The 21,755-nt window shown below is 70.5% G+C and carries 25 protein-coding genes; 17 read left to right on the top strand and 8 right to left on the bottom strand.

What is annotated here, in order from left to right; all coding sequences use genetic code 11:
* The first annotated feature begins 8 nt into the window (after window positions 1–8).
* Complete coding sequence (gene purD / locus Dac01nite_RS03670) at window positions 9–1,280, top strand: phosphoribosylamine--glycine ligase (RefSeq protein ID WP_203653451.1); 1,272 nt, start codon at window positions 9–11, stop codon at window positions 1,278–1,280.
* The gene (locus Dac01nite_RS03665) at window positions 1,280–2,176 is read left to right on the top strand and encodes a phosphoribosylaminoimidazolesuccinocarboxamide synthase (protein ID WP_203653449.1); all 897 of its coding nucleotides are present in this window, start codon (window positions 1,280–1,282) and stop codon (window positions 2,174–2,176) included. The genes purD and Dac01nite_RS03665 overlap by 1 nt, the downstream gene beginning before the upstream one ends.
* Here Dac01nite_RS03665 and Dac01nite_RS03660 read toward each other — a convergent pair.
* A complete protein-coding gene (locus Dac01nite_RS03660) occupies window positions 2,173–2,886 on the bottom strand; it encodes a trimeric intracellular cation channel family protein (RefSeq protein ID WP_203653447.1) in 714 nt (237 codons plus the stop codon). The two genes, Dac01nite_RS03665 and Dac01nite_RS03660, sit on opposite strands and share 4 nt — an antisense overlap.
* 62 nt (window positions 2,887–2,948) lie before the next feature.
* Here Dac01nite_RS03660 and Dac01nite_RS03655 point away from each other — a divergent pair, with 62 nt between their 5' ends.
* From Dac01nite_RS03655 to Dac01nite_RS03625, 7 genes are all read left to right on the top strand, one after another.
* Window positions 2,949–3,434, top strand: a complete 486-nt coding sequence (locus Dac01nite_RS03655; protein ID WP_203653445.1) for a hypothetical protein — start codon at window positions 2,949–2,951, stop codon at window positions 3,432–3,434.
* Between the two features lie 93 nt (window positions 3,435–3,527).
* Entirely contained in the window at window positions 3,528–3,974 is a 447-nt protein-coding gene (locus Dac01nite_RS03650) for a septum formation family protein (RefSeq protein ID WP_203653443.1), read from the top strand.
* Window positions 3,975–4,019: 45 nt separating this feature from the next.
* Window positions 4,020–4,268: a phosphoribosylformylglycinamidine synthase subunit PurS gene (purS, locus tag Dac01nite_RS03645; protein WP_203653442.1), complete on the top strand. Its 249-nt coding sequence runs from the start codon at window positions 4,020–4,022 to the stop codon at window positions 4,266–4,268.
* Window positions 4,268–4,969: a phosphoribosylformylglycinamidine synthase subunit PurQ gene (gene purQ / locus Dac01nite_RS03640; RefSeq protein ID WP_203653441.1), complete on the top strand. Its 702-nt coding sequence runs from the start codon at window positions 4,268–4,270 to the stop codon at window positions 4,967–4,969. The genes purS and purQ overlap by 1 nt, the downstream gene beginning before the upstream one ends.
* 3 nt (window positions 4,970–4,972) lie before the next feature.
* Window positions 4,973–5,674: a nucleoside/nucleotide kinase family protein gene (locus Dac01nite_RS03635; RefSeq protein WP_203653439.1), complete on the top strand. Its 702-nt coding sequence runs from the start codon at window positions 4,973–4,975 to the stop codon at window positions 5,672–5,674.
* A complete protein-coding gene (locus Dac01nite_RS03630) occupies window positions 5,671–5,967 on the top strand; it encodes an antibiotic biosynthesis monooxygenase family protein (protein WP_203653438.1) in 297 nt (98 codons plus the stop codon). Before Dac01nite_RS03635 ends, Dac01nite_RS03630 begins: the two co-directional genes overlap by 4 nt.
* A complete protein-coding gene (locus tag Dac01nite_RS03625) occupies window positions 5,964–6,473 on the top strand; it encodes an ASCH domain-containing protein (protein WP_203653436.1) in 510 nt (169 codons plus the stop codon). Before Dac01nite_RS03630 ends, Dac01nite_RS03625 begins: the two co-directional genes overlap by 4 nt.
* Here Dac01nite_RS03625 and Dac01nite_RS03620 read toward each other — a convergent pair.
* Entirely contained in the window at window positions 6,470–7,126 is a 657-nt protein-coding gene (locus Dac01nite_RS03620) for a dihydrofolate reductase family protein (protein WP_203653434.1), read from the bottom strand. The genes Dac01nite_RS03625 and Dac01nite_RS03620 overlap by 4 nt on opposite strands.
* A 79-nt stretch (window positions 7,127–7,205) precedes the next feature.
* Between Dac01nite_RS03620 and Dac01nite_RS03615 the strand changes: the two genes are divergently transcribed.
* From Dac01nite_RS03615 to Dac01nite_RS03605, 3 genes are all read left to right on the top strand, one after another.
* On the top strand, window positions 7,206–7,769 hold the full coding sequence (locus tag Dac01nite_RS03615; RefSeq protein WP_203653433.1) for a dihydrofolate reductase family protein: 564 nt from the start codon (window positions 7,206–7,208) through the stop codon (window positions 7,767–7,769).
* Between the two features lie 177 nt (window positions 7,770–7,946).
* Window positions 7,947–8,507 carry a zinc metalloprotease gene (locus Dac01nite_RS03610; RefSeq protein ID WP_203653431.1) on the top strand — a complete coding sequence of 187 codons (561 nt, stop codon included), beginning with the start codon at window positions 7,947–7,949 and terminating at the stop codon, window positions 8,505–8,507.
* A gap of 151 nt (window positions 8,508–8,658) precedes the next feature.
* A complete protein-coding gene (locus Dac01nite_RS03605; RefSeq protein WP_203653429.1) occupies window positions 8,659–9,081 on the top strand; it encodes a hypothetical protein in 423 nt (140 codons plus the stop codon).
* A 132-nt stretch (window positions 9,082–9,213) separates the two neighbouring features.
* Here Dac01nite_RS03605 and Dac01nite_RS03600 read toward each other — a convergent pair whose 3' ends face one another.
* From Dac01nite_RS03600 to Dac01nite_RS03590, 3 genes are all read right to left on the bottom strand, one after another.
* Entirely contained in the window at window positions 9,214–10,311 is a 1,098-nt protein-coding gene (locus tag Dac01nite_RS03600; protein WP_203653428.1) for an LLM class flavin-dependent oxidoreductase, read from the bottom strand.
* An 86-nt stretch (window positions 10,312–10,397) separates the two neighbouring features.
* On the bottom strand, window positions 10,398–10,661 hold the full coding sequence (locus tag Dac01nite_RS03595) for a hypothetical protein (RefSeq protein WP_203653427.1): 264 nt from the start codon (window positions 10,659–10,661) through the stop codon (window positions 10,398–10,400).
* Entirely contained in the window at window positions 10,658–10,909 is a 252-nt protein-coding gene (locus tag Dac01nite_RS03590) for a hypothetical protein (protein WP_203653426.1), read from the bottom strand. Before Dac01nite_RS03590 ends, Dac01nite_RS03595 begins: the two co-directional genes overlap by 4 nt.
* Window positions 10,910–11,063: 154 nt before the next feature.
* Between Dac01nite_RS03590 and Dac01nite_RS03585 the strand changes: the two genes are divergently transcribed.
* Both Dac01nite_RS03585 and Dac01nite_RS03580 read left to right on the top strand, forming a co-directional pair.
* Entirely contained in the window at window positions 11,064–12,557 is a 1,494-nt protein-coding gene (locus tag Dac01nite_RS03585; RefSeq protein WP_239066480.1) for a deoxyguanosinetriphosphate triphosphohydrolase family protein, read from the top strand.
* A 9-nt stretch (window positions 12,558–12,566) separates the two neighbouring features.
* The gene (locus Dac01nite_RS03580) at window positions 12,567–13,559 is read left to right on the top strand and encodes a GNAT family N-acetyltransferase (RefSeq protein ID WP_203653424.1); all 993 of its coding nucleotides are present in this window, start codon (window positions 12,567–12,569) and stop codon (window positions 13,557–13,559) included.
* A 242-nt stretch (window positions 13,560–13,801) separates the two neighbouring features.
* Here Dac01nite_RS03580 and Dac01nite_RS03575 read toward each other — a convergent pair whose 3' ends face one another.
* The 3 genes from Dac01nite_RS03575 to Dac01nite_RS03565 all read right to left on the bottom strand — a co-directional run bounded on the left by Dac01nite_RS03575 (window position 13,802) and on the right by Dac01nite_RS03565 (window position 17,918).
* Window positions 13,802–16,084, bottom strand: coding sequence for a phosphotransferase (locus Dac01nite_RS03575; protein ID WP_203653423.1), 2,283 nt, complete (start codon window positions 16,082–16,084; stop codon window positions 13,802–13,804).
* A gap of 190 nt (window positions 16,085–16,274) precedes the next feature.
* On the bottom strand, window positions 16,275–17,183 hold the full coding sequence (locus tag Dac01nite_RS03570; RefSeq protein WP_203653422.1) for a sugar phosphate isomerase/epimerase family protein: 909 nt from the start codon (window positions 17,181–17,183) through the stop codon (window positions 16,275–16,277).
* Between the two features lie 30 nt (window positions 17,184–17,213).
* A complete protein-coding gene (locus Dac01nite_RS03565; protein WP_203653420.1) occupies window positions 17,214–17,918 on the bottom strand; it encodes an aspartate/glutamate racemase family protein in 705 nt (234 codons plus the stop codon).
* 143 nt (window positions 17,919–18,061) lie between these two features.
* On the opposite strand from Dac01nite_RS03565, the gene Dac01nite_RS03560 reads away from it, so the two are divergent.
* The 3 genes from Dac01nite_RS03560 to pntB all read left to right on the top strand — a co-directional run bounded on the left by Dac01nite_RS03560 (window position 18,062) and on the right by pntB (window position 21,630).
* A complete protein-coding gene (locus tag Dac01nite_RS03560) occupies window positions 18,062–18,460 on the top strand; it encodes a heavy metal-responsive transcriptional regulator (RefSeq protein ID WP_203653418.1) in 399 nt (132 codons plus the stop codon).
* A gap of 199 nt (window positions 18,461–18,659) precedes the next feature.
* Window positions 18,660–20,213 carry a Re/Si-specific NAD(P)(+) transhydrogenase subunit alpha gene (locus Dac01nite_RS03555; RefSeq protein WP_203653416.1) on the top strand — a complete coding sequence of 518 codons (1,554 nt, stop codon included), beginning with the start codon at window positions 18,660–18,662 and terminating at the stop codon, window positions 20,211–20,213.
* Window positions 20,214–20,217: 4 nt separating this feature from the next.
* Complete coding sequence (gene pntB / locus Dac01nite_RS03550) at window positions 20,218–21,630, top strand: Re/Si-specific NAD(P)(+) transhydrogenase subunit beta (protein ID WP_203653414.1); 1,413 nt, start codon at window positions 20,218–20,220, stop codon at window positions 21,628–21,630.
* The last annotated feature ends 125 nt before the right edge of the window (window positions 21,631–21,755 follow it).

Raw genomic sequence — 21,755 nt, 5'->3', positions numbered from 1 at the left:
TCGCACGCGTGAAGGTACTGATCGTCGGCTCCGGAGCCCGCGAGCACGCGCTCGCCCGCTCCCTCCACCTGGACCCCGCTGTCGAGGAGATCCACGCCGTCCCGGGCAACCCGGGCATCGGCGCTCTCGCGACACAGCACTCGCAGGACCCGAACGACGGCGTCGCGATCGCCTCGCTCGCGGTCAACGTGCGGGCGGACCTGGTGGTGGTGGGCCCCGAGGCGCCCCTGGTGGCCGGAGTGGCCGATGCGGTGCGCGAGGTGGGCATCCCGTGCTTTGGCCCCACCGCCGCAGCGGCGATGCTCGAGGGCTCCAAGGCCTTCGCGAAGGAGGTCATGGCCGCCGCCGACGTGCCTACCGCCGCGCCTCGCGTGTGCACCACGCCGCAGGGCCTGGCTGCCGCTCTGGGCGAGTTCGGCGCCCCCTACGTGGTGAAGGACGACGGCCTCGCGGCTGGCAAGGGCGTGGTGGTCACCGAGGACCTCGAGACCGCCACCGAGCACGGCCAGGCGATCCTGCGCTCCGGCGGCGTCGTGGTGATCGAGGAGTACCTCGACGGCCCCGAGGTCAGCCTGTTCTGCATCTGCGACGGCGAGACGGTGGTGCCGCTGCAGCCCGCCCAGGACTTCAAGCGCGCCTACGACGGCGACGAGGGACTCAACACCGGCGGCATGGGCGCGTACTCGCCGCTGCCGTGGGCGCCGGAGGGCCTTGTCGACGAGGTGGTCCGCACCGTCGCCCAGCCCACCATCGACGAGATGGCCCGCCGCGGCACTCCTTTCCAGGGCGTGCTCTATGTGGGGCTCGCGCTCACCTCGAAGGGTGTGCGCGTGGTCGAGTTCAACGCCAGGTTCGGCGATCCCGAGACGCAGTCGGTGCTGGCGCGCCTGGAGACGCCGCTGGGCGAGGTGCTGCTCGCCGCCGCACAGGGACGCCTGGCGGAGCTGCCGCCCCTGGAGTGGAGCGCCGATGCGGCCGTCACCGTGGTGCTCGCCTCCAGCGGGTACCCCGAGGACCCTCGAACCGGCGACGCGATCACCGGAATCGACGCCGCGGAGGCCGTCGACGGCGCTCACGTCCTCCACGCCGGCACGGCCACCAACGACGCGCTCGAACTGGTGAGCGCGGGCGGCCGGGTGCTGTCCGTGATCGGCCGCGGCGCGAGCCTGGCCGATGCGCGGGACGCGGCGTACGAGGCTCTCGCGCACATCGGCCTCGACGGCGCGCATCACCGATCGGACATCGCGCTCGCGGCGGCGACGGACCAGGCCGGCGCCTGATGCCAGGGCACGTGATCGAGCCAACTGCGGCTCAGCTGCCGGGCTGGCGACACGTCTACTCGGGCAAGATCCGCGACCTCTACGAGCCCGTCGAGCCGCACCCGCGCGGTGACGTGGTCCTAGTGGTCGCCAGCGACCGCATCAGCGCCTACGACTGGGTGCTGCCCACGGAGATCCCCGGCAAGGGCGGAGTGCTGACCGCGCTGAGCCTGTGGTGGTTCGACCAGCTGCGCGACATCGTGCCCGACCACACCATCGAGGCGCCGGTGCCGGATGAGGTGGCGGGGCGCGCCATGGTGTGCCAGCGGCTCGAGATGTTCCCGGTGGAGTGCGTGGCCCGCGGCTACCTCACCGGATCGGGCCTGGCGGAGTACCGGGAGACCGGCAGCGTGTGCGGCATCGAGCTGCCGCGTGGATTGGTGGACGGCTCACGCCTGCCCGCCCCCATCTTCACCCCCGCGACCAAGGCGGAGGTGGGCGAGCATGACGAGAACGTGAGCTTCGAGGCGGTCGCCGAGCGCATCGGCCAGGCAGACGCCGAGGCGCTGCGCACCCTCACGCTGCAGGTCTACGCCCGCGCGCACGAGATCGCGGCCTCGAAGGGCATCATCCTCGCGGACACCAAGCTGGAGTTCGGGCGCGACGCGAGCGGCACCATCGTCCTCGCCGACGAGGTCCTCACGCCGGACAGCTCGCGCTTCTGGCCCTCCGGCGACTGGGAGCCGGGACGTGCTCAGCCCAGCTTCGACAAGCAGTTCGTGCGCGACTGGCTCACCTCGCCGGAATCCGGCTGGGACAAGGCGAGCGACGCGCCCCCGCCGGGGTTGCCGCAGGACGTGGTCGACAGGACCCGCGAGCGCTACCTCGAGGCCTACGACAGGCTCGCGAAGAACTAGCCCTTGTCCGAGCCGTGACCCTCGCGCCAGTCGAGGTCCACGGGCTTGCCGCCGATGGTGGGAATGCCCCACTTGAACTTGAGCGACGCCAGGCGCAGCCCGAGCACCACCACGATGGGTGCCCAGATCACGACGATGCGCGGCACATCGAGCGCGATCAGCACACCGTAGAGCGTGGCTCCCGCGAGCGCGGCTGTGGCATACAGGTGGCCGTTGCGCAGCACGTCAGGGACGTCGTTGGCGAGCATGTCGCGGATGATGCCGCCGCCCACGCCCGTGATGACCCCCATCACGGCTGCGGTGACGATCGAGGCGCCGGCGTCGATCGCGATCCCGGCGCCCACGGCCACGAACACCGCGAGTCCCACCGCATCGGTGATCTGCACGGTCCGGTAGCGGTCCAGCCTGTCGAAGGGACGGCGGCGGGCGTAGAGGGCGACCGCGAGCCCTGTTCCGGCACCCACCAGGAGGTAGCTGGGGCTCTCCATCCAGAACACGGGCACGTCGAGCAGCACGTCTCGCAGCGTGCCGCCGCCTACCGCGACCATGCACGCCAGCACCACCGCGCCCACGAGGTCCATGCGCTTGCGTCCCGCGGCGACGGCACCGGAGATGGCGAAGGCCACCGTGCCGAGGTACTCGAGCACGGTGCGCAGGGTCTCGAGCGCGGAGCCGATCAGCTCGGGCGCGTCGACGGTCAGGGCGAGCACCACGCAAGCGTAGTCGCGCCCAACGCTTTCACGCCGCCGCGCGTCTCAGTTGCATGAGCGTGGTGACGGACATGTCAGGACGGCCGATGCGCGCGGCGGCCGCGTGCGCGGCGACTGCGATGCTGTGGCTGGGCGGCTGCGCTGCGGGCAGCTCGCCCACGGAACCGGTGGAGTGGGACCAGGAGCTCGACCTCGGCGTGCCGGGTGAGACCGTAGCCGTCACGGAGGACGTCGAGTTCTATCCTGCGTGCGGCAACGAGACACTCAACCACGACGGCACCACGTGGTACCCCTTCACCCCCGCCAACGGCGAGGACTTCACGGTGCCCTCCGCGCGGGCGACGGACGGCCTGGGTGACCTACCGACCGTGGGCTGGTCCCGCGCATCGGCCGTCCGTGCGCTGCCGGCCGTCGTCGCGCCCGGGCCAGGCGACGATACCGGGACCCTGGTCGAGTTCGAGGGCGGCTTCGCGCACTGGGTCTCGGACAACGGACTGCTGGAGACGTGGCTCACCACCACGACCATCTCCTACAGCTTCCTGTGCTGACGTTCCACCGCGCGTCAACCAGGACCCTGGTCAGGGAACGAGGGCCCTGCTAGGTTGAGTCCGCTCATCGCGCATCAACAAGGGGGAACATCTGTGAAGAAGTGGACTCTGGCCGCATTGGCCACCACCGTCCTGGCACTGTCCGGCTGCTCACTGCTCGGCAGTGGCGGCACCGTAGAGGAGCTCCAGGTCACCGTGGGCGAGTGCGTGGATGAGGCGTCGGTGACGGAGGAAGGCGAGCAGGAGATCGGCGTGCTCCCTGTCGTGGACTGCGCCGAGCCGCACTACGCCGAGGTGTTCCACACCGTCCAGCTCACCGACGAGAGCTTCCCCGCAGACGTGGTGACCCAGGCGGAGGACGCCTGCTACGGCGCGTTCGAGAGCTACGTGGGCATCGACTACGCGGAATCGATCTACTACTTCACCGCGACGTACCCCACGCAGGGCTCGTGGGACAACGGTGACCGCCAGATCGCGTGCCTCCTGGTCGGGGAGGTGGGCGAGGAGCTCACAGGCTCGCTCAAGGGCGCCGCCGAGTAGCCCCACCCACCGAGGGGCGTGCCTGGGTGCCGCTAGACTGCGGACATGCCCACGATCGTTGTTCACGTGATGCCCAAGCCCGAGATCCTCGACCCGCAGGGCAAGGCCGTCGGCGCCGCACTGCCCCGCCTGGGCTTCGAGGGTTTCGCCTCCGTGCGCCAGGGCAAGCGCTTCGAGCTGACGGTCGACGGCGACGTCACGCAGGAGCTGCTCGCGCAGGCGCGCGACGCCGCCGAGACCATGCTGTCGAACCCCGTGATCGAGGACGTCGTGGCCGTGGAGGTCGTCGACTGATGGCCCGCATCGGCGTCGTCACCTTTCCCGGCACGCTGGACGACCGTGACGCCGCGCGCGCCGTTCGGCTGGCCGGCGGGGAGGCCGTCAACCTCTTCCACACGGACGCGTCGCTCCAGGACGTCGATGCCGTGGTCCTGCCAGGCGGCTTCAGCTACGGCGACTACCTGCGCGCCGGCGCCATCTCGCGCTTCTCGCCCATCATGGAGGCGGTCGTCGACGCCGCGAAGGGCGGCATGCCGGTGCTGGGCATCTGCAACGGCTTCCAGGTGCTCACCGAGGTGCACCTGCTGCCTGGCTCGATGATCAAGAACGACCACCTGCACTTCGTGTGCCGCGACCAGGTGCTGCGTGTCGAGAACGCGGATACCGCCTGGACCACCGACTACGAGGCGGGCCAGGAGATCACGATCCCGCTCAAGAACCAGGACGGCCAGTACGTGGCGGACGAGCGCACGCTGGACGAGCTCGAGGCCGAGGGGCGCGTGGCCTTCCGCTACGTGGGGTGGAACCCCAACGGCTCGCGCCGCGAGATCGCCGGCATCACGAACGAGCGCGGCAACGTGGTGGGCCTGATGCCGCACCCCGAGCATGCCGTCGAGCCGGGGTTCGGGCCCGACTCGATCCTGAACGGGCGCCGCGGCACGGACGGTCTGGCGTTCTTCACCTCGGCGGTCAAGGCACTGGTCGCCACGGGCTGAGTCATGACGCGTCGCGAGAAGGTCATCGGCACCGTCGCCGAGGAGCTGCCCCGGCCTGAGGGCGCCCCTGTCCTGATCGCGATCGATGGGCCCGACGCCGCCGGCAAGACCACGCTGCGCCGCGAGCTCGCTGCGGTGCTCAAGGCGCAGGGCCGCGACGTGGTCGAGGCCAGCATGGACGACTTCCACCACACCGAGGACGTGCGCTACCGCCAGGGCCGCACCAGCGCCCGTGGCTTCTGGGAGGACTCGTTCGATCACGAGGCCTTCATCGCGAAGGTTCTCGACCCGCTGAGCGCAGGCGGCGACCGCATCGTCACGCTGCGCCACCACGACCTGGACTCGGATCGCATCCTCGAGGATGTGCCCAGCTGCCGGGTGGGTGACAACGTCACGCTGCTGGCGGACGGGCTGTTCATGCAGCACCCCGGCTTCCGCGACCGCTGGGACGCGGTCATCTGGGTGGAGGCTCCGTACTCGGTGCGGTTCGGCCGCATGGTCGCGCGCGACGGCCTCGAGGCGGATCCCGAGGACCCCGTGCAGCGGCGCTACTTCGACGGCCAGCTGATCTACCGCAGCGAGGTGGGCCCGCGCGAGCGAGCGCTCGTGGTGGTGGACAACACGGACCCGGCGCGCCCGAGGATCCTGCCGCGGGCCGGCTCAGCCGATGCGCCGGTCACCGCGCTGGGACGAGCCGGGCGGTGATCGTAGAGTCCGTGGTGCTGCCGGTGATGCCCGGCAGGGAGGCCGACTTCGAACAGGCCTTCGCGCAGGCCGCGCCGCTCATCGAGCGCCAGCCCGGCTACGGGGGCCATACGCTCCGACGTGGCATCGAGCATCCGTCGACGTACCTGCTCACCGTGCATTGGGAGAACGTCGCCGCGCACGAGGACGGCTTCCGTGCATCGTCCGACTACCAGCAGTGGAAGCGACTGCTGCACGGGTTCTACGAGCCGTTCCCCACGGTGCTGCACTACGGAGCAGAGGTGAGCCCATGACGCAGCCCCAACCCGACGGCCAACGCATCGCCGCGTTCTGGGCCGCGCGGCGCTCCGACGACCCTGCGCTTCCCGAGGGTGCGCCAGAGGCCTGGGCCTTCGGGGCGACCCCGGAGCATGCGGACGACCTGCTCACGCTCGTGCTCGAGGGCGTCAAGACCGCCACCGCATCGTCGGTGTGGGACCACGAGGCCACGGGGGAGCCGGTGCCACGCGAAGGGGAACGGAGCATCATCCTCGACGGTCGCGGGGTCCCGCGTGCGCTGATCGAGACCACGCGGGTGCGGGTCGTGGCGTTCGGCGAGGTGGATGCCGCCCATGCCGCCGCGGAGGGCGAGGGCGACCGTACGCTCGAGCACTGGCGCGAGGTCCACGAGCGTTACTGGCGCGAGCACGCCGCGAGCCCGCGCGGCTTCGAGCCGGACATGCCGGTGGTGTGCGAGGAGTTCCGGCTGCTCTACCCGCCGGCAGGAGTCCACGCGGGGGAGCCCGCGGAGGTGGACTAGCGGTCGCTTTCGCGCTCGAAGCTCACGTGCGTGACGCCGCTGGGGGCGGATTCCGACGTGACCCGCCGGCCGGCCTCGAAGCCGCGCAGATCGTCCCACAGCCGGATGCCACGGCCCAGCAGGATGGGCACGATGGCGACGTGGAGGTCGTCGACGAGCCCGGCGCGCAGGAAGTCGCGCACGGTGGTGGCGCCGCCGCCGATGCGCACGTCGCCCCCCGCGGCCGCCTCTCGCGCCAGCGCCAGACCCTCCGCGGGCGACGCCTCGAGAAACTCGAAGCGCGTGCCGTTGTCGAACTCCAGCGAGGGCCGGGGCCGATGCGTGAGGACGTACACGGGGTAGCCGAACGGAGGCGCGTCGCCCCACCACCCGCGCCAGTCGGGATCGTCGCCGTACAGGTGGAGCCCGAACATCCCGGCGCCCATGATCTCCGCGGTGACGCCCTCGAAGTAGCGCGCGGCGTAGTTGTCATCCACGCCCGTGGTGCCGGCTCCGCTGGTGTCGTGCAGCACGCGCTCGTGGAACGTGCGGGTCGCCACATAGTCGGCGGTCAACCGTGCCCAGTCCTCCCCGAACGGATTCTCGGGTGTACCGTCCTCGGTGGTCGCGAAGCCGTCGAGGGAGATGTTGAGGTCCACGCGGACTCGGGTCATGGCCTGCTCCTTCAGTCTGGGACCCAGCATGGCACGCCTGGTCGCCGTAGCATCGGGTCTGAGACAGAGGAGGCACCGGATGCGCCGTGTCACATTCTCGATGGGCATGACCGTCGACGGCTACGTCATGGACGGCGACGGCAGCTTCGACTGGTCGGCGCCGTCGCCCGAGGTGTTCGCGTTCCACATCGAGAGAGTGCGACCGGTGGAGGTGCATCTGCTGGGGCGGCGCCTGTACGAGACGATGCTGTACTGGGAGGACCCCGAGCAGGCCGCGTCGTTCGGAGAGGCGGAGCGGGAGTGGGCTGCGCTGTGGAACCCTCTGCCCAAGGTGGTGTTCTCGCGCACGCTCTCCGAGGTGGAGGAACCAGCGCGCCTGGCCACGGGCGGTCTCGCCGAGGAGATCGAGCGCCTGCGAGCCGAGCCTGGTGATGGCGAGATCGCCGTAGGCGGGGCGGACCTCGCCCACCAGGCGGCGTCGCTGGGACTGATCGACGAGTACCAGGTGTTCATCGACCCGTTCCTGGTGGGAGGGGGTACACCGTTCTTTCCGCACGGTGGGCGCCGCGAGGACCTCGACCTGGTCGAGAGTCGCGTGTTCGCGTCCGGGACGGTGTTCCTGCGCTACCGCGTGGCGAGGTGATCCACCCACGACGACCCGTGCTGCCATCGCGCACGCTTGCTATGCGGGGCGTCAGCAGCTTCCGGCCCACGTGAGAATTGGTGCTTGTAGCCTCGTGCTCGGGGGCTAGGTTCTGAACCAGGCGGTCCGGAGGGGGGAGCCATGGCTCGAAGTTGGCGCATAGGAGCGGGGGCAACGGTGCTTGCGCTCGTGGCTTCCGTGATGCTCGCTGGCTCAGCGTCAGCGTACGAGTACCTGAGTTGTCACTGGGGGACCACCTCCCCGACATACCGCATCGTCCTCAACAACTCGCCCACCACCGATATCGTGGCGGCTGCGGGACGATGGAACGAGCCGCAGAACGACGTCACTTTGGTCAAGACGACATCGTCGACCCATGACATTTCCGTCTACGACACCCAGATGGTCAACTACGGCTGGACGGGCATCGTCTCCGCACGCGGCGACGTGACGTACATTCCCAGTAATTGCAGTGGCGGCCATTGGGCGCGGGGGGCGCTTCAGTTGGTCGTCAACACGAAGTACAGCTCGACCAGTTCGTCTCGCCGTGCCGGTACGGCAACCCACGAGTTTGGTCACGCCCTGGGTCTCGATCACAACTCGACCGTATCGGTGTGCCCCGGCGGAGGAACGGACTACCTGTCGATCATGTACCCATCTACCGCCAAGTACAGCGGAAACTGCGCTCGATTCCATCCGTCCGGTATAGACATTAACGCTATCAAGGCACGGTACTGACATGCGGGCCGGTTCAGACGGGCGTGTGGCGAGACTCCTCACGGTCGCTGTAGTCGCTCTCGTGATGGGTGCTTGCAGTTCGGGTGGCGATGTCGAGGCCGTTGTGCTGAACGATCTGCCGCTAGCCGAGCGCGCTCAAGACTATTCGAGCGTGGAGCAGTTGGCAGTCGACGCGGAAGTCGTTGTGGTCGCGCGCGCGACGGGCCCGGACGATTACGTCAGAGATGACTGGGGGGCATTTGTCATAGACATGGAGGTCATCGAGGTTCTGGGGGGCGACGTGAGGGCCGGAGAGAGGCTCGCGGTCGCGTCCGACATCTCGGTAGCCGAGCAGGCAAGTCAGCCCAGCAGCCGAAAGCCCCTACTCAGTCTCCCGCACGAGTTTCTCTTGTTTCTCCAGCCGGTCGAGAGTGACCTCGGCTCACGTGCAGAGTTCGTGCCTGTCGGGTGGGTCTCGGGGTACTTCCAGGCGACGGGTGGCGCGGGCTACTTGCGGCTGGATCCGGACTCGCGGGGCATCCCAGAGAGGGTGACCCACGCTGAAATCGAGGCTGCGCTGGAGGCTGCACGCTGATCATGCTCGCAGGCCAGCGCCACGCCCGGCTCGCTCGTTGCGCGACGCACGCTCCTCGGCGTGCGGAGGGTCGGTGGAGGACCTCGACCTGGTCGAGACTTGCGTGTTCGAGTCCGGGACGGTGTTCCTGCGCTACGCCGTGACGCGCTGACCCTGGTCGGAGCGTGCCTGCAGCGCCGTTGCGGGGGACGGGCCGGTGTGCTCGCCGCTGAGGCGATCGCGCAGCTCCGCGAGGGCGAAGAAGGTGCGGTGGTTGAAGTCCGCGCCCAGCTGGTTGGGGATGGTGACCAGCACGGTGTCGGCCGTCTGCACGGCCTCGTCCTCGCGCAGCTCCGCCTCGAGCTTGTCCATGTCGCCCACGTAGGTCTTGCCGAACGTCGCGATGAAGTTGTCGATGCTGCCCACCTGGTCGCGGTTGGCGCCCATGCGGTCACGCTCGAGCATGCCGCCGAAGTAGGCGGCGGTCTCGTCATCGATGATGGGCATGATCGAGCGTGAGATCGAGACGCGTGGCACGCCGCCGTGTCCGGCCTGCTCCCACGCCTCTCGGAAGGCCGCGATCTGGCGCGACTGGATGACGCCCAGCGGCTCGCCAGAGCCGCCCTCGACCAAGGTCGAGGACATGAGGTTCATGCCCAGCTCGCCCACCTTGCGGGCGGACTCCTCGCCTCCGGCGCCGTACCAGATGCGCTCCGACAGCCCGGGCGACTGCGGCGTGATGGGCAGCTTCTGTCCCGGCCTCACGTGGGCGTTCGCGCCCGGCTCGGCGATGCCTGCGCCGGAGATCGCGTGCCGGAACTGCGCGATGCGCTGAGCGGCATCCTCGACGGGAAGCGTGCCCACCGGTAGCGGGTAGCCGAAGGTGCCGGGGCCGTCCGCGGCGGGCTCGGGTGAGCCGCGGCTCACGCCCAGCTGCAGCCGCCCGCCGGAGATGAGGTCCGCCGTGCCGGCGGCCTCCGCCATGTACAGGGGGTTCTCGTAGCGCATGTTGATGACGCCTGTGCCGAGCTCGACGCGCTCGGTGCGGGCGCCCATGGCGGCCAGGAGGGGGAAGGGCGACGAGGTGTTCTGCTCGTAGTGGTGGATGCGGATCCAGGCGCCGTCCATTCCTGCGTCCTCGGCGGCCTCGGCCAGGGCGATCGTGTCGTGCATCAGGTCCGCTGGGGTGCGCACCATCGAGCCGGGTGCGCCCGACCACCATCCGAAGCTCAGGAAGCCGATGTTCTGCATGTGCTACTCCCTACGTTGAAACCTCAACCATTCTGCCAGCCCAACGCTGTCGCGGGCGCCGCCATTCCGCCCTGGAGCATGAGCGCTCAGCCGGCCTGCTGGCCCTCGCGACGGTAGGTGCGCACGTAGGCGTGGATCCATCCGCCCACCACCACCGGGATCAGGCCCCACAGCACGATGACGTTGGCCGCGGCCGGGACCCACGCGGGCGTGCCGTCGCCCCCCACCAGATCCCACGCCACGAGCGAGACCAGCACCACCACCAGGGGTGCGCCCACCACCAGCGACCAGCGGGGCGCGGGCTCCACCCACCACTGCGCGAAGGCGGTCAGCGCCCGCCTCGTGCTCACACCGCACCGTCCGCAGCGACACCGGGGGCGGCCCGCCGCGCCCGCCGAGCCCGGAGCTCCGCGAACCCCAGGCTCGCCAGCGTCAGCAGCACCGCGAGCACCGCGCGCTCGACCACGGACGTGCGACCCCACAGGGTCGACAGGACAAAGAACAGGCCGCCCGCGAGCAGGGCATCGCGGAGGGCCGTGAGGTGCTCGCGTCGCCGCGAATCTACGCCGATCGGCTCACCGGGCACTGTGTCGCTCAAGGCGGCTCCTCGCAACCTGTGGACCGAGGCGAGGCGCGCATCGGCCGTGGACGGTGCCATCGTCGGTCTCACTGTAGCGAGCCGCGCCGCATCCGTCCTGGCAGTGACGCGCACGCCGGTGACCTCACCGGCCGCATGCGACAGGATGGGGTGCATGACAGTGGCAGATCCCCGCGTCCTCCGACGCGCGCACGAGGACCTCGACGAGTTCCAGCTGGCTGAGCGCCACCCCGACTACCGGGTGGACCTCGAGCGCATCCGCTTCTCCCCGTACTTCTCGCGGCTGTCCGCCGTGACGCAGGTGATCTCCCAGAGCGGTGCCGGTCTCGCGGTGCACAATCGGCTCACCCACTCGGTGAAGGTCGCGGCCGTGGCGCGCGCGATCGCCATGAACCTCTACCGCGACACCGGCGAGGTGGGGCGACTGGTCGAGGAGCTCGGCGGCTGCGACCCGGTCGTGGTGCAGGCGGCGGCAAGCGCGCACGATGTGGGCCACCCGCCGTTCGGGCACCTGGGGGAGCGTGCGCTGGACCGGCTGGCTCGGGATCGCTTCCGGCTGGCCGAGGGCTTCGAGGGCAACGCGCAGACGTATCGGATCCTCACACGGCTCGACGAGCACGACGTCTCAGGCGTGGGACTCAACCTCACCAGCGCGGTGCGCGCGGCGGTGCTCAAGTATCCATGGCGCCGCGGCAAGGGCGGCTCCCGCCGCGGCGCCGCCAGTCGCAAGTTCTCGATGTACGTGATCGACGAGCACGATGCGCTCGCGGCGATGAGCGCCTACCCGGCCATCGCGGAGGGCCAGCAGACGCTGGAGTGCTCGGTCATGGACATCGCGGATGACATCGCCTACTCGCTCCACGATCTGGACGACTTCTACCGAGCGGGCCTGCTCAACCAGGCCACCATCGCCGGCGAGTTCCGGGAGTGGCGACGCGAGCTCGCGGACCTCCGCGCGCTGGACACGCCCACGCTGCGCAGCGTGAGCCGCGCACCCGGGCACTCGCTCGAGCTGCTGTGGCGACGGCTCGAGGAGCGCGACCCCTGGATCGCGAACGCCGATGCGTTCGACCAGGCGGTGGCGCGTGTCACCGAGGAGGTGGTGGAGGGGCTCCTGACGGTGCCGTTCGACGGCTCGCTCGGAGCGGATCGCGCACTGGCGCGCTTCACGGATGCGTGGATCCGTCACCTGCAGTCCTCGATCGAGCTGCACCGCGAGCCCGCGCATCGCTCCGGACACGTGATGCTGGACGCCACCGCGTGGCACGAGGTGGCGGTGCTCAAGTTCCTCCACGAACGATTCATCCTGGACCGCCCGGACCTGGCCGTCTACCAGCGGGGACAGGCGAACCTCGTCGAGCGCCTGGTGGACGGCTGCATCGCGTGGCTCGACGACCCGCAGGATGTGCGGAGAGCGCCTCGACGCCTGCTGGACCTCGTGGACCTCGCGACGGAGGACTACCTGACCGTGCTGCGCGAGCAGCCGCAGGTGCTGCCGGACGTCGACGAGACGGAGCTGCGCCGGCGAGCGATGGGACGCGGCGTCATCGACTACGTTGCCGCTCTCACGGACGCCCAGGCCATCCACCTGGACGCCCTGCTGACGGGCTACACGGAGCGTCTGTGGGACGCCGGTCAGGGTCTCTAGACTCGGCCCATGATCACCGTTCGCCGGGTGCGCCCGGACGATCCCGACGCGCATCGGCTGTGGAAGGCCCAGGAGCGAGACCTCGCCCTGCGCTACGACGAGCCCGACCTGGTGCTCGAGACGGAGTTTCCGACTCTCGTGGGGTCGTGGGTGGGCTACGCGGAGGACGGATCGCCGGTCGCGAGCATCGTCGCCCGCTGGTCGCCGTACCCTGAGACGCTGCCGGGAGACGTGGAGCTCAAGCGCCTGTGGGTCGAGCCCGGGCATCGGGGCCACGGGCACTCGCGGGTGATGATGAGGGCGGCCGAGCAGGCGTGCCGGCGCGCGGGCGCGACGCGCATGATCCTCGAGACCGGCACCGAGCAGCCCGAGGCCATCGCGCTGTATCAGTCACTGGGGTGGACGCCCATGGCGCCCTACGGCGAGTACAAGGACGAGCCGGACTCGCGCTGCTTCGCGCGTCCCCTGCCCACCCGGGTGCTGGTGATCAACGGCACCATGGGGGCGGGGAAGACCACCATCGCCGCCGCGGTGCACGATCTGTTGGCGGAGCGCGACGCGCACAGCGGCTACGTGGACGCCGACTTCCTGTGTCAGGCCGAGCCGCATCCCGAGACCGATCGCTTCAACCAGGGGCTGCTGTTCGACAACCTCGCGGCGATCGCGCCGAACTATCGCGCTCGCGGATTCGGTCTGATGGTGCTCCCGCGCGTGGTCGAAGACTCCACCGATCGCGATCGCTACGCCCGCGCCTTCGCCGATCCCGAGGCGGGCCCAGCCGAGGTCGCGATCGTGCGTGTGGACGCCCCGGAGGACGTGCGACTGGAGCGGCTGATGGCGCGCGAGCCGGAAGGCTACTGGCAGGACTTCGCCCGGGCGCGCACGGCGGAACTCGACGGGATCCTTCGCACGCTCGACCTGGACGATGCGGTGGTGGACAACGCCGGCGTCCGTGATCGGCTCGTGGTCGCAGCAGAGGCCCTCGAGCGCGCCGGCTGGTAGCCCCGCCGCCCCTTCGCTCTCTCCTCTCCAGAATTTGGCACCATTTTCATCGCCCAAGGGCGTTTGTGAGGAAGGAATCTCCACGCTGCGTACGCCGCCCGGCCGATGCGCGCCTCGCTCAACGGACGACGGCAGGGCCACCGTGAGGTGACCCGCGCATCGGCGCTGTGCGTGGGGTGGAGGATCCTTCCTCATTTCCTGCCCTGGGCGATGAAAATGGTGCCAAATTCTCGGAAGGGGGGCTAGCCGAGCAGGGCCGCTCGCCACTCGTGCTCGTGCTTGCGGATCCATTGCGCATCCGACGCCCACACGGAGCCCACTCCGCGCTCCCACAGCTCGAGCCACGGCGACTCGCCCGTCGCCCGCATCTGCGCCAGGTAGTGGTACATGCGCTCGGAGCGCAAGGCCAACAGCGGCAGCAGTCGCTCGCGCTCGGAGTCGCTCAGCTGGTAGCCGTCCGCGAACGCCCGCATGCGCTCCGCCTGCGACGAGATCTCGAAGCCGCGGCCGTGCAGCGGCGCGAAGGCGTGCACCGCGTGCGCGACATCCCACAGTCGCGTGCCGGGAGCGGCGGCGTCCCAGTCGATGGCGACCAGTCGACCGTCCTCGGCGATCACCATGTTCGACGGCGCGATGTCCTGGTGGATGATCAGGTCACCGCCCGGACCCGGCAGACCGTCGAACCACTGCGCGTCGGCGGGTGGCTCGAACGTCGCCAACGCATCATGCATCTCCCGCATGAACGCGCCGATGCGCGCGGGATCGAGCGCCGCGGTCGGCGCATCGGGGTGGTCCGCGCGCACGCCGTCGACCCACTCGACCAGGTGGCGGCCCTGCGCGTCCCAGCCAAAGCTGCGCGGCGCGCCGCGGAAGCCCACCTGCCCGAGGTGCGTCAGGAGCGCGTGGATCGCGCCCGTGTACGGGTCAGGGGCCTCGAACGTCACCTCTCGGCGGGCGATCCGCAGCGGCAGCTCGCCGGACTCGGCAGCGCTCTCCGGCTCATAGGACGTGCCCTGCGGGGGCGCGTCCTGAATGGGCGACAGCGGGTGGACAGGTCCCGCATCGCCGCGCCGCCGGCCTGCGGCGACTCCGGTCCCACGGCCCTTGCGAGGCTTCGCGGGACCCGAAGCACGCTCGGCGGCGGCCGGCGCGTCGATCTCGGGCACGCCGTCCGAGTCGACCTGCGCGCGTGCCGCGTGGATCGCAGCCAGCACGCCCGCTGCGCCTCCCCGGGACCTTCTCACCGCGCCCCCGCGGACGTCGGCGACGGCGCCGTCATCCGTGCCGGCACCGGAGGTGCCCGCGATCGCATCCTCGCTGCGGCGCCTGCGAGGCGCGGCCCGCGTCGGCAGCTCGTTGGTGTCCTCGGGCGGCTCGTCTCCATCGACTGCTCGCGTGTCGACGGCCTCGGCGACCTGACGCTGAGGCAGCGTGATGGGCGGCGGCTCGGGCGGTGACGTGCGCACCCGCGGGAGGGTGGGGGCGACCTGACCGCTGTCGACCAGGCGGCGGCGCAGGCGCCTGCTGAGCAGCGACATGCCCATGTACGGTCCACCCGAGGTGGGCTCTGGCCACGCCGGCGTCGCGATGCGCGGCACCGGGCGTGCATGACGCACGCCCTTCCACCGGTCGAGCATCCACTCGATGCCCTCGAGCGAGTCGAGCAGCCGAGGCTCGGCGTCGTCGGAGCTGTGGCCCTGCACAGCGATCTGCCCCTCCCAGCCGGAGGCCATGAGGACGTGAGCGAGCTTGCGGTCCATGCGTCCGGCTCCCCACGGCAGGATCTTGCGCCCGGTCTGGATGCCGTCGGGGTCCACGCCGGACAGCGCCACGGCCACGAGGTGCGGCTGCATGATCGCGAGCACCTCGGCGAAGCGATGCGCGTGGTGGTGGCTGTGCTGGAACTGGTACGCGATCCCCACATTGCGCAGGTCACGATGGGCGAGCTCCTCGACCACCTCGACCTGGTTCTCGGGCTCGCCGAACCAGCCCAGGTGGTTGGTGAGCGCGAGGCACATGTCTGCGTCGAGCGCGAGCCGTGCCAGCGGCTCGAGGTGGTCCGCGACGCGCCGCACCCGAGCGCGCTGCATCGCTGGCGACAGGCGAGCGGGAGTGCCCTCCTGTCCGAACTCGACGCACGTCCACAGGTCGGGACGGCTGCCGCGCCGGCGCAGCTGCTCGACCTGGGCCCGCACGTGGGGGTCGACGAGCCCCAGGGCGACATCCGCATCTGGCGCACCTGGCTCGCCCAGCGGCAGGGGACACCACAGCCCCACGACGGAGATGTCCGCGGCCTCCAGGGCATCCATCTCCGCGGCGAACCTCAGCGCGTGCTCCTCGCGCCAGTCCCAGATGATCCGCGTGAGCCCCAGGCGCGTGAGCATCGCCGCGCGCTGCTGCGGCGAGCGATCCTCGAGGTCGGAGGAGACGATGCGCGCGGCAGCGATCCGAGCACGCTGCGCGCACGCACCGGCGGGGTCGCCGGAGCGCGTGTCAGCGCGGGTCTCGCGCGTCGCATCGCCCATGAGTGCCCCTCAGCTCTTCCAGATGGGGTGTCGCGCAGTGCGTCCAGTGTCTCCCCGACTCTACGGCGGCGTACACGCCGATGTGAAGAACGTCACGGGTGCGACAGCCCAGGTAGATGCCGAATTGTCCGGATCATCCGGGTTCCTGGGCCTCGACGGCTGGTGCGAGGCCTCGAAGCCGCGGCGAGGCTCAGTGGGGCCAGACGGGCTCAGGGATGCGGGGCTGGGGTGGCGAGGCGGGCGAGGCGGCAGGGTCGCGCAGGCGAGCCACCACCCAGTCCAGCCCTTCGAGGTTGTCGAGCAGGCGGTGCTCCGCGTCGTCCATGGTGTGGCTCAGGAGCGCGACCGGCCCGTTCCACCCGGACTCGACCACCACCCGCGCCCGCTCGACGTCCGCTGGACCGTGCCCGTACGGGTGGATCTTGCGGCCGCCCCAGTGCGCACCCTCGACCATGCCGTTCAGCACGAGCGCGAGCACGCGGTCCTGGATCCCTGGCCACAGCGTCGTGAAGCGGTTGAGGTGAGCGTGTCCGTGATGCTGGACGTAGACGAGTCCCACGTTCGTCAAGCCTCGGGCGGCGAGCGCATCGGCCACCGCGATCTGGTTCTCGGGCTCGCCGAACCACCCGAGGTGGTTGTAGAGCCCCACCTGCATGCCGTGCTCGGCCGCCATCTCGACCAGCGGTGCCAGGTGATCGGTGGTGCGCCGCACCTGCTCGGACTGGGCATCGGCAGGCAGCGGCTCCCACGGCCCCGGTGGACCGAAGTCGGTGCAGGTCCACAGGGTGGGCGTGAGTCCGCGCCTGGCGCACTCGTCGATGTGCGCGAGCGCGTCCGGGTCCACCAGGCCACGCTCGGACTCGTCCGCGGGCCACGCCATGCTCACCCACAGCGCCGTGAGGCCGATCCCGTAGCGCTCGAACGCGTCGAGCTGAGCGGGGAAGTCCGCGACGTGTTCGGGACGCCAGTCCCAGGCTGCCTGCGTGAAGCCTGTGCGAGCGATCATCTGAGCGCGCTCGAGCGGCGTGCGCTGCACGGAGTCGTAGGGGACGATGCACCAGGGTGCGAGGTTGCTGCGGTCGAAGATCTCCAGGCCCATGCCGTCCAGCCTAGGAGTGCGCGTGCGGTGTCAGTCGCGCAGCGCGAAGTCGAGCGCAGCGTCGACGTGCAGGCCCATCGAGTCGAAGTAGGGATCCTCGACGTCCTGCGCCGTGAGCACCATGGGGATCTCCGTGCACCCGGAGATCACGCCCTGGGCGCCGCGCTCACGCAAGTGGTCGTAGACGCCGCGTACCCAGGCGGGAGCGTGGGCGGGGACCACGCCGCGCGCCAGGGAGTCGTAGATGAGGTCGTGGAGCTCGGCGAGCTCCTCCTCCTGCGGAACGATGGTGGTGATGCCGCGTGCGGCCATGTGGTCCCGGTAGAAGGGATCGCGCATGGTGTAGCCGGTGCCCAGCAGCGCGACCGTGTCCAGGCCCGCCGCCAGGATCGCGTCCGCCGTCGCGTCGAGCATGTGGATGAGCGGGATGCCGATCGCGGCGCTGACCGCAGGCGCGACCTTGTGCATGGTGTTGGCGCAGATCATGATCGCCTCCGCGCCGGCGCGCTCCAGCGCCGCCGCATCTGCGGCGAACATCGCGCCCATGCGATCCCAGTCGCCCGCGGCCTGGGCGTCGGCGATCTGCTGGAAGTCGTAGCTGCGCACCAGCAGGTCCGCGGCGCTCGAGCCGCCCAGCCGGGCGTTGACGCCCTCGTTGAGCAGGCGCTCGAACTCGAGCGAGCTGTGCCAGGTGATGCCTCCGAGCAGGCCAAGACGACGGGGCTGGGTTCGCATGCGGCCAGGCTATCGACGGCGCCCGGCCGATGCGAGTGCCAGGCGGGGGTCTACCGGCACCCCGCGTACGGCTGGCCCCAACATTCCACCTTCCTGTAATGTTGGAGGGGCGAGCACTGGCGCGATCGGACGTGGGAGGCGACATGCGCATCGGAGAGCTGGCACGACAGGCGGGCGTGACCGCCAAGACCGTGCGCTACTACGAGTCGATCGGCCTGCTGGCTGATCCCGGACGGACAGGATCCGGCTACCGCGAGTACGGCGAGGATGCGCTCGAGCGCCTGCGATTCGTGCGTGACGCCCAGGCGGCGGGTCTCACCCTCAAGGAGTCGGGCACCATCCTCGACATGAAGTCGGAGGGTGAGCGCACGTGTCACCACACCCAGGAGCTGCTGGACCGGCACCTCGCGGACATCGACGCTCAGATCGCCTCGTTGGAAGCGGCCCGCGCGGAGCTGCGGGGCCTGTCGCAGCGTGCCGCGGCCCTGGACCCGGCTGCGTGCACGGACCCGAACCGCTGCCAGGTGCTCGCCCACCCCTGATCCCCGACGGACGCCCACCCCGTACGGGAATGGCGCCGATTCTGGAAAGCGAGAGGGCCGATGCGCCTGGGACCTTGGCCCCGGCGCCCTCGCAGGTGCGGGCATAGGCTCGAAGACAGTCGGTCCCCGCCGCGCGCTCTGAGCCCCGCGCATCGGGGGCCGCACGTCTCAGTCCGCGAGCGGAAGGCATCCCACGAGCATGAGGATCTCGATCCCGCAGGAGTCCCGCCCGGGCGAGACGCTCGTCGCCGCGACGCCCCGCACCGTCGAGCAGCTGGTGCGGCTGGGCTACGACGTCACCGTCGAGGCCGGCGCAGGCGCCGCCGCGAACGTCCCCGACGCCGCGTACGAGGCCGCAGGCGCGCGCATCGGCGATCGACTCGAGGCGCTGAGCGGTGACATCGTGGCGATGCTGGGCGCACCGGACGCGGACGCGTTCAGCCAGCTGACCCCCGGGGCGATCCTGGTCGGGATGCTGGCGCCCCACGGCCGCCCCGAACTGATCGACGCGCTGGCCGAGCGCGGCATCACCGCCCTGTCCCTGGACGCCGTGCCCCGCATCTCACGAGCGCAGTCGCTCGACGTGCTGTCCACGCTGTCCAACGTCGCGGGATACCGCGGCGTGATCGAGGCTGCGGAGGCGTACGGGGGCATGTTCGCCGGCCAGGTGACCGCCGCAGGCAAGACCGCGCCCGCCAGCGTCTTCGTGGTCGGCGGCGGGGTCGCCGGCCTCGCCGCGATCGGCGCCGCGGTCTCGCTGGGCGCGCAGGTGCGTGCCTTCGACGTGCGGCCCGAGGCCGGCGAGCAGATCGAGTCCATGGGCGCGACGTTCGTGCACGCGGCCGCCGCCCAGCAAGCCGTCTCCCAGGACGGCTACGCAAGCGAGCTCACGGCGGAGCAGGAGCGTCACACTCGTGAGCTGTACGCACAGGAGAGCGCGCGCGCCGATGTGGTCATCACCACCGCGCTCGTGCGCGGGAGCGCGCCGGTCACCATCACCGCAGAGATGGTCGCGGCCATGAGACCGGGATCGGTCATCGTGGACCTCGCCGCCTCCGGCGGGGGCAACTGCGAGCTCACGGTCCCCGGCGAACGGGTCGTCACCCCCGGCGGGGTGGTGATCCTGGGCTGGACGGACCTGCCCAGTCGCATGCCGCAGCACACGTCGCAGCTGCTGGGGACCAACATCGTCAATCTGGTGAAGCTGCTGACCCCGAGCAAGGACGGTCACGCCGTGATCGACCTCGAGGATCCCGTGGTGCGCGGCATGACCGTCGCCCACGACCGTGCCGTCCTGTGGCCGCCACCTCCCGTCCACGTGTCCGCCGCGCCCGCGGCGACCCCTGACGGCGCCGGCGTGGACGCGCAGCAGGCGGGCGCATCGGCCGTGCCCCGGGTGCCGACGACGAGCCGCCGCGGCGCATGGCTCGCCGGGGTGGGAGCCGCCGCGCTCGCGGTCGCGCTGGCGTTCGCGTCGCCGGCGTTCCTCGCGATGTTCACGGTCTTCGTGCTCGCGGTGGTGATCGGCTACTACGTGATCTCGAACGTGAGCCATTCGCTCCATACCCCCTTGATGAGTCAGACCAATGCGATCTCCGGGATCATCCTCATCGGCGCCCTGCTGCAGCTGGGGTCCTCGAGCGCGGTGGTCACATCGCTGGCCGTGATCGCAGCCGCGGTGGCGTCGGTGAACGTGTTCGGCGGCTTCCTCGTCACGTATCGCATGCTCGGCATGTTCCAGAAGGGAGCGTGACGCCATGACGCTGACGTCTGTCGCGCAGGTCGCCTCTCTGATCGCGGCGGTGCTGTTCATCCTGTCCCTCGCGGGGCTGTCCCGGCAGGCGACCGCCCGGCGCGGCACTCTCCTGGGGATGGCGGGCATGGCCATTGCGATCCTGGCGACCGTGGCGCTCGCGCTCGACCAGTCCGAACGGCCCGTGGGGGTGACCGCCGCGTTGATCCTGGGCGTGATGCTGTTCGGCGCGCTGGTGGGCACGTGGCGCGCGCGCTCCGTCGAGATGACGCAGATGCCCGAGCTGATCGCGATCCTGCACTCCTTCGTGGGCGCCGCCGCAGTGCTGATCGGCTTCAACTCCTTCCTCACCGAGGGGCATGACGCGGTGCACCTGGTCGAGGTGTTCCTGGGCGTGTTCATCGGTGCGGTCACGCTGACTGGATCCCTGATCGCGTACCTCAAGCTCTCCGCGCGCCTGCGGTCGCAGCCCCTGACGCTGCCGGGGCGCCACGCGCTGAACCTTGCGGGCGTCGTGGCGTCCGTGGCGCTGGGGGCGTGGTTCCTCGCGGCGCCGTCCGTGTGGCCGCTGGTGCTGATGACGCTCATCGCCCTCGCGATCGGAGCCCACCTGGTCGCGGCCATCGGCGGCGGCGACATGCCCGTCGTGGTGTCGATGCTGAACTCGTACTCGGGCTGGGCGGCCGCGGCCGCTGGCTTCATGCTGGGCAACTCGCTGCTGATCGTGGTGGGCGCGCTGGTGGGATCCTCCGGCGCCATCCTCTCCGCGATCATGTGCAAGGCCATGAACCGGAAGTTCCTCGCGGTCATCCTGGGAGGGTTCGGGGCGGAGGGTGGCGCCGGGGCCGGCCCGGAGGATGCACCGGTGGGAGAGCACTCGGAGGTCACCGTCGCCCAGACGGTCGAGCTGCTCGGATCGGCCCGGTCCGTGGTGATCGCGCCCGGCTACGGCATGGCGGTCGCGAAGGCCCAGTACCCCGTGGCGGAGCTGGTGTCGCGACTGCGCGCTCGCGGCGTCGCGGTGCGCTTCGCGGTGCACCCGGTCGCGGGCCGGCTGCCCGGGCACATGAACGTGCTGCTGGCGGAGGCCAAGGTGCCGTACGACATCGTGCTTGAGCTCGACGAGATCAACGACGACTTCGCGGACACCGATGTGGTGCTGGTGATCGGAGCCAACGACACGGTCAATCCCGCCGCGCTCGAGGATCCGCGCTCGCCCATCGCAGGGATGCCGGTGCTGGAGGTGTGGAACGCCAAGCACGTGGTGGTGTTCAAGCGGTCCATGGCCACCGGCTACGCGGGAGTGCAGAACCCCCTGTTCTTCAAGGAGAACGCCGCGATGCTCTTCGGGGACGCGAGGACGCAGGTCGAGGCCATCGTCGCCGCGATGCCCGCCACCTCGCAGGTGAGCGCCTGACGGGAAGACACGGGCGGTCCGCATCGTTGGTCGGATGAGGGCTTGACCTTCCAGTGGGGTGGAAGGTCTAGCGTGGTCATTCAGAGGGGCGCACCGGGCGCCCACCCTCGCGGAAGGAACGCCAT

The sequence above is a fragment of the Demequina activiva genome (genome assembly GCF_016862815.1).
GTDB lineage: Bacteria > Actinomycetota > Actinomycetes > Actinomycetales > Demequinaceae > Demequina > Demequina activiva.
The sequence above is the reverse complement of the archived record's forward strand: the minus strand, read 5'-3'. Positions and strand labels throughout refer to the sequence as shown.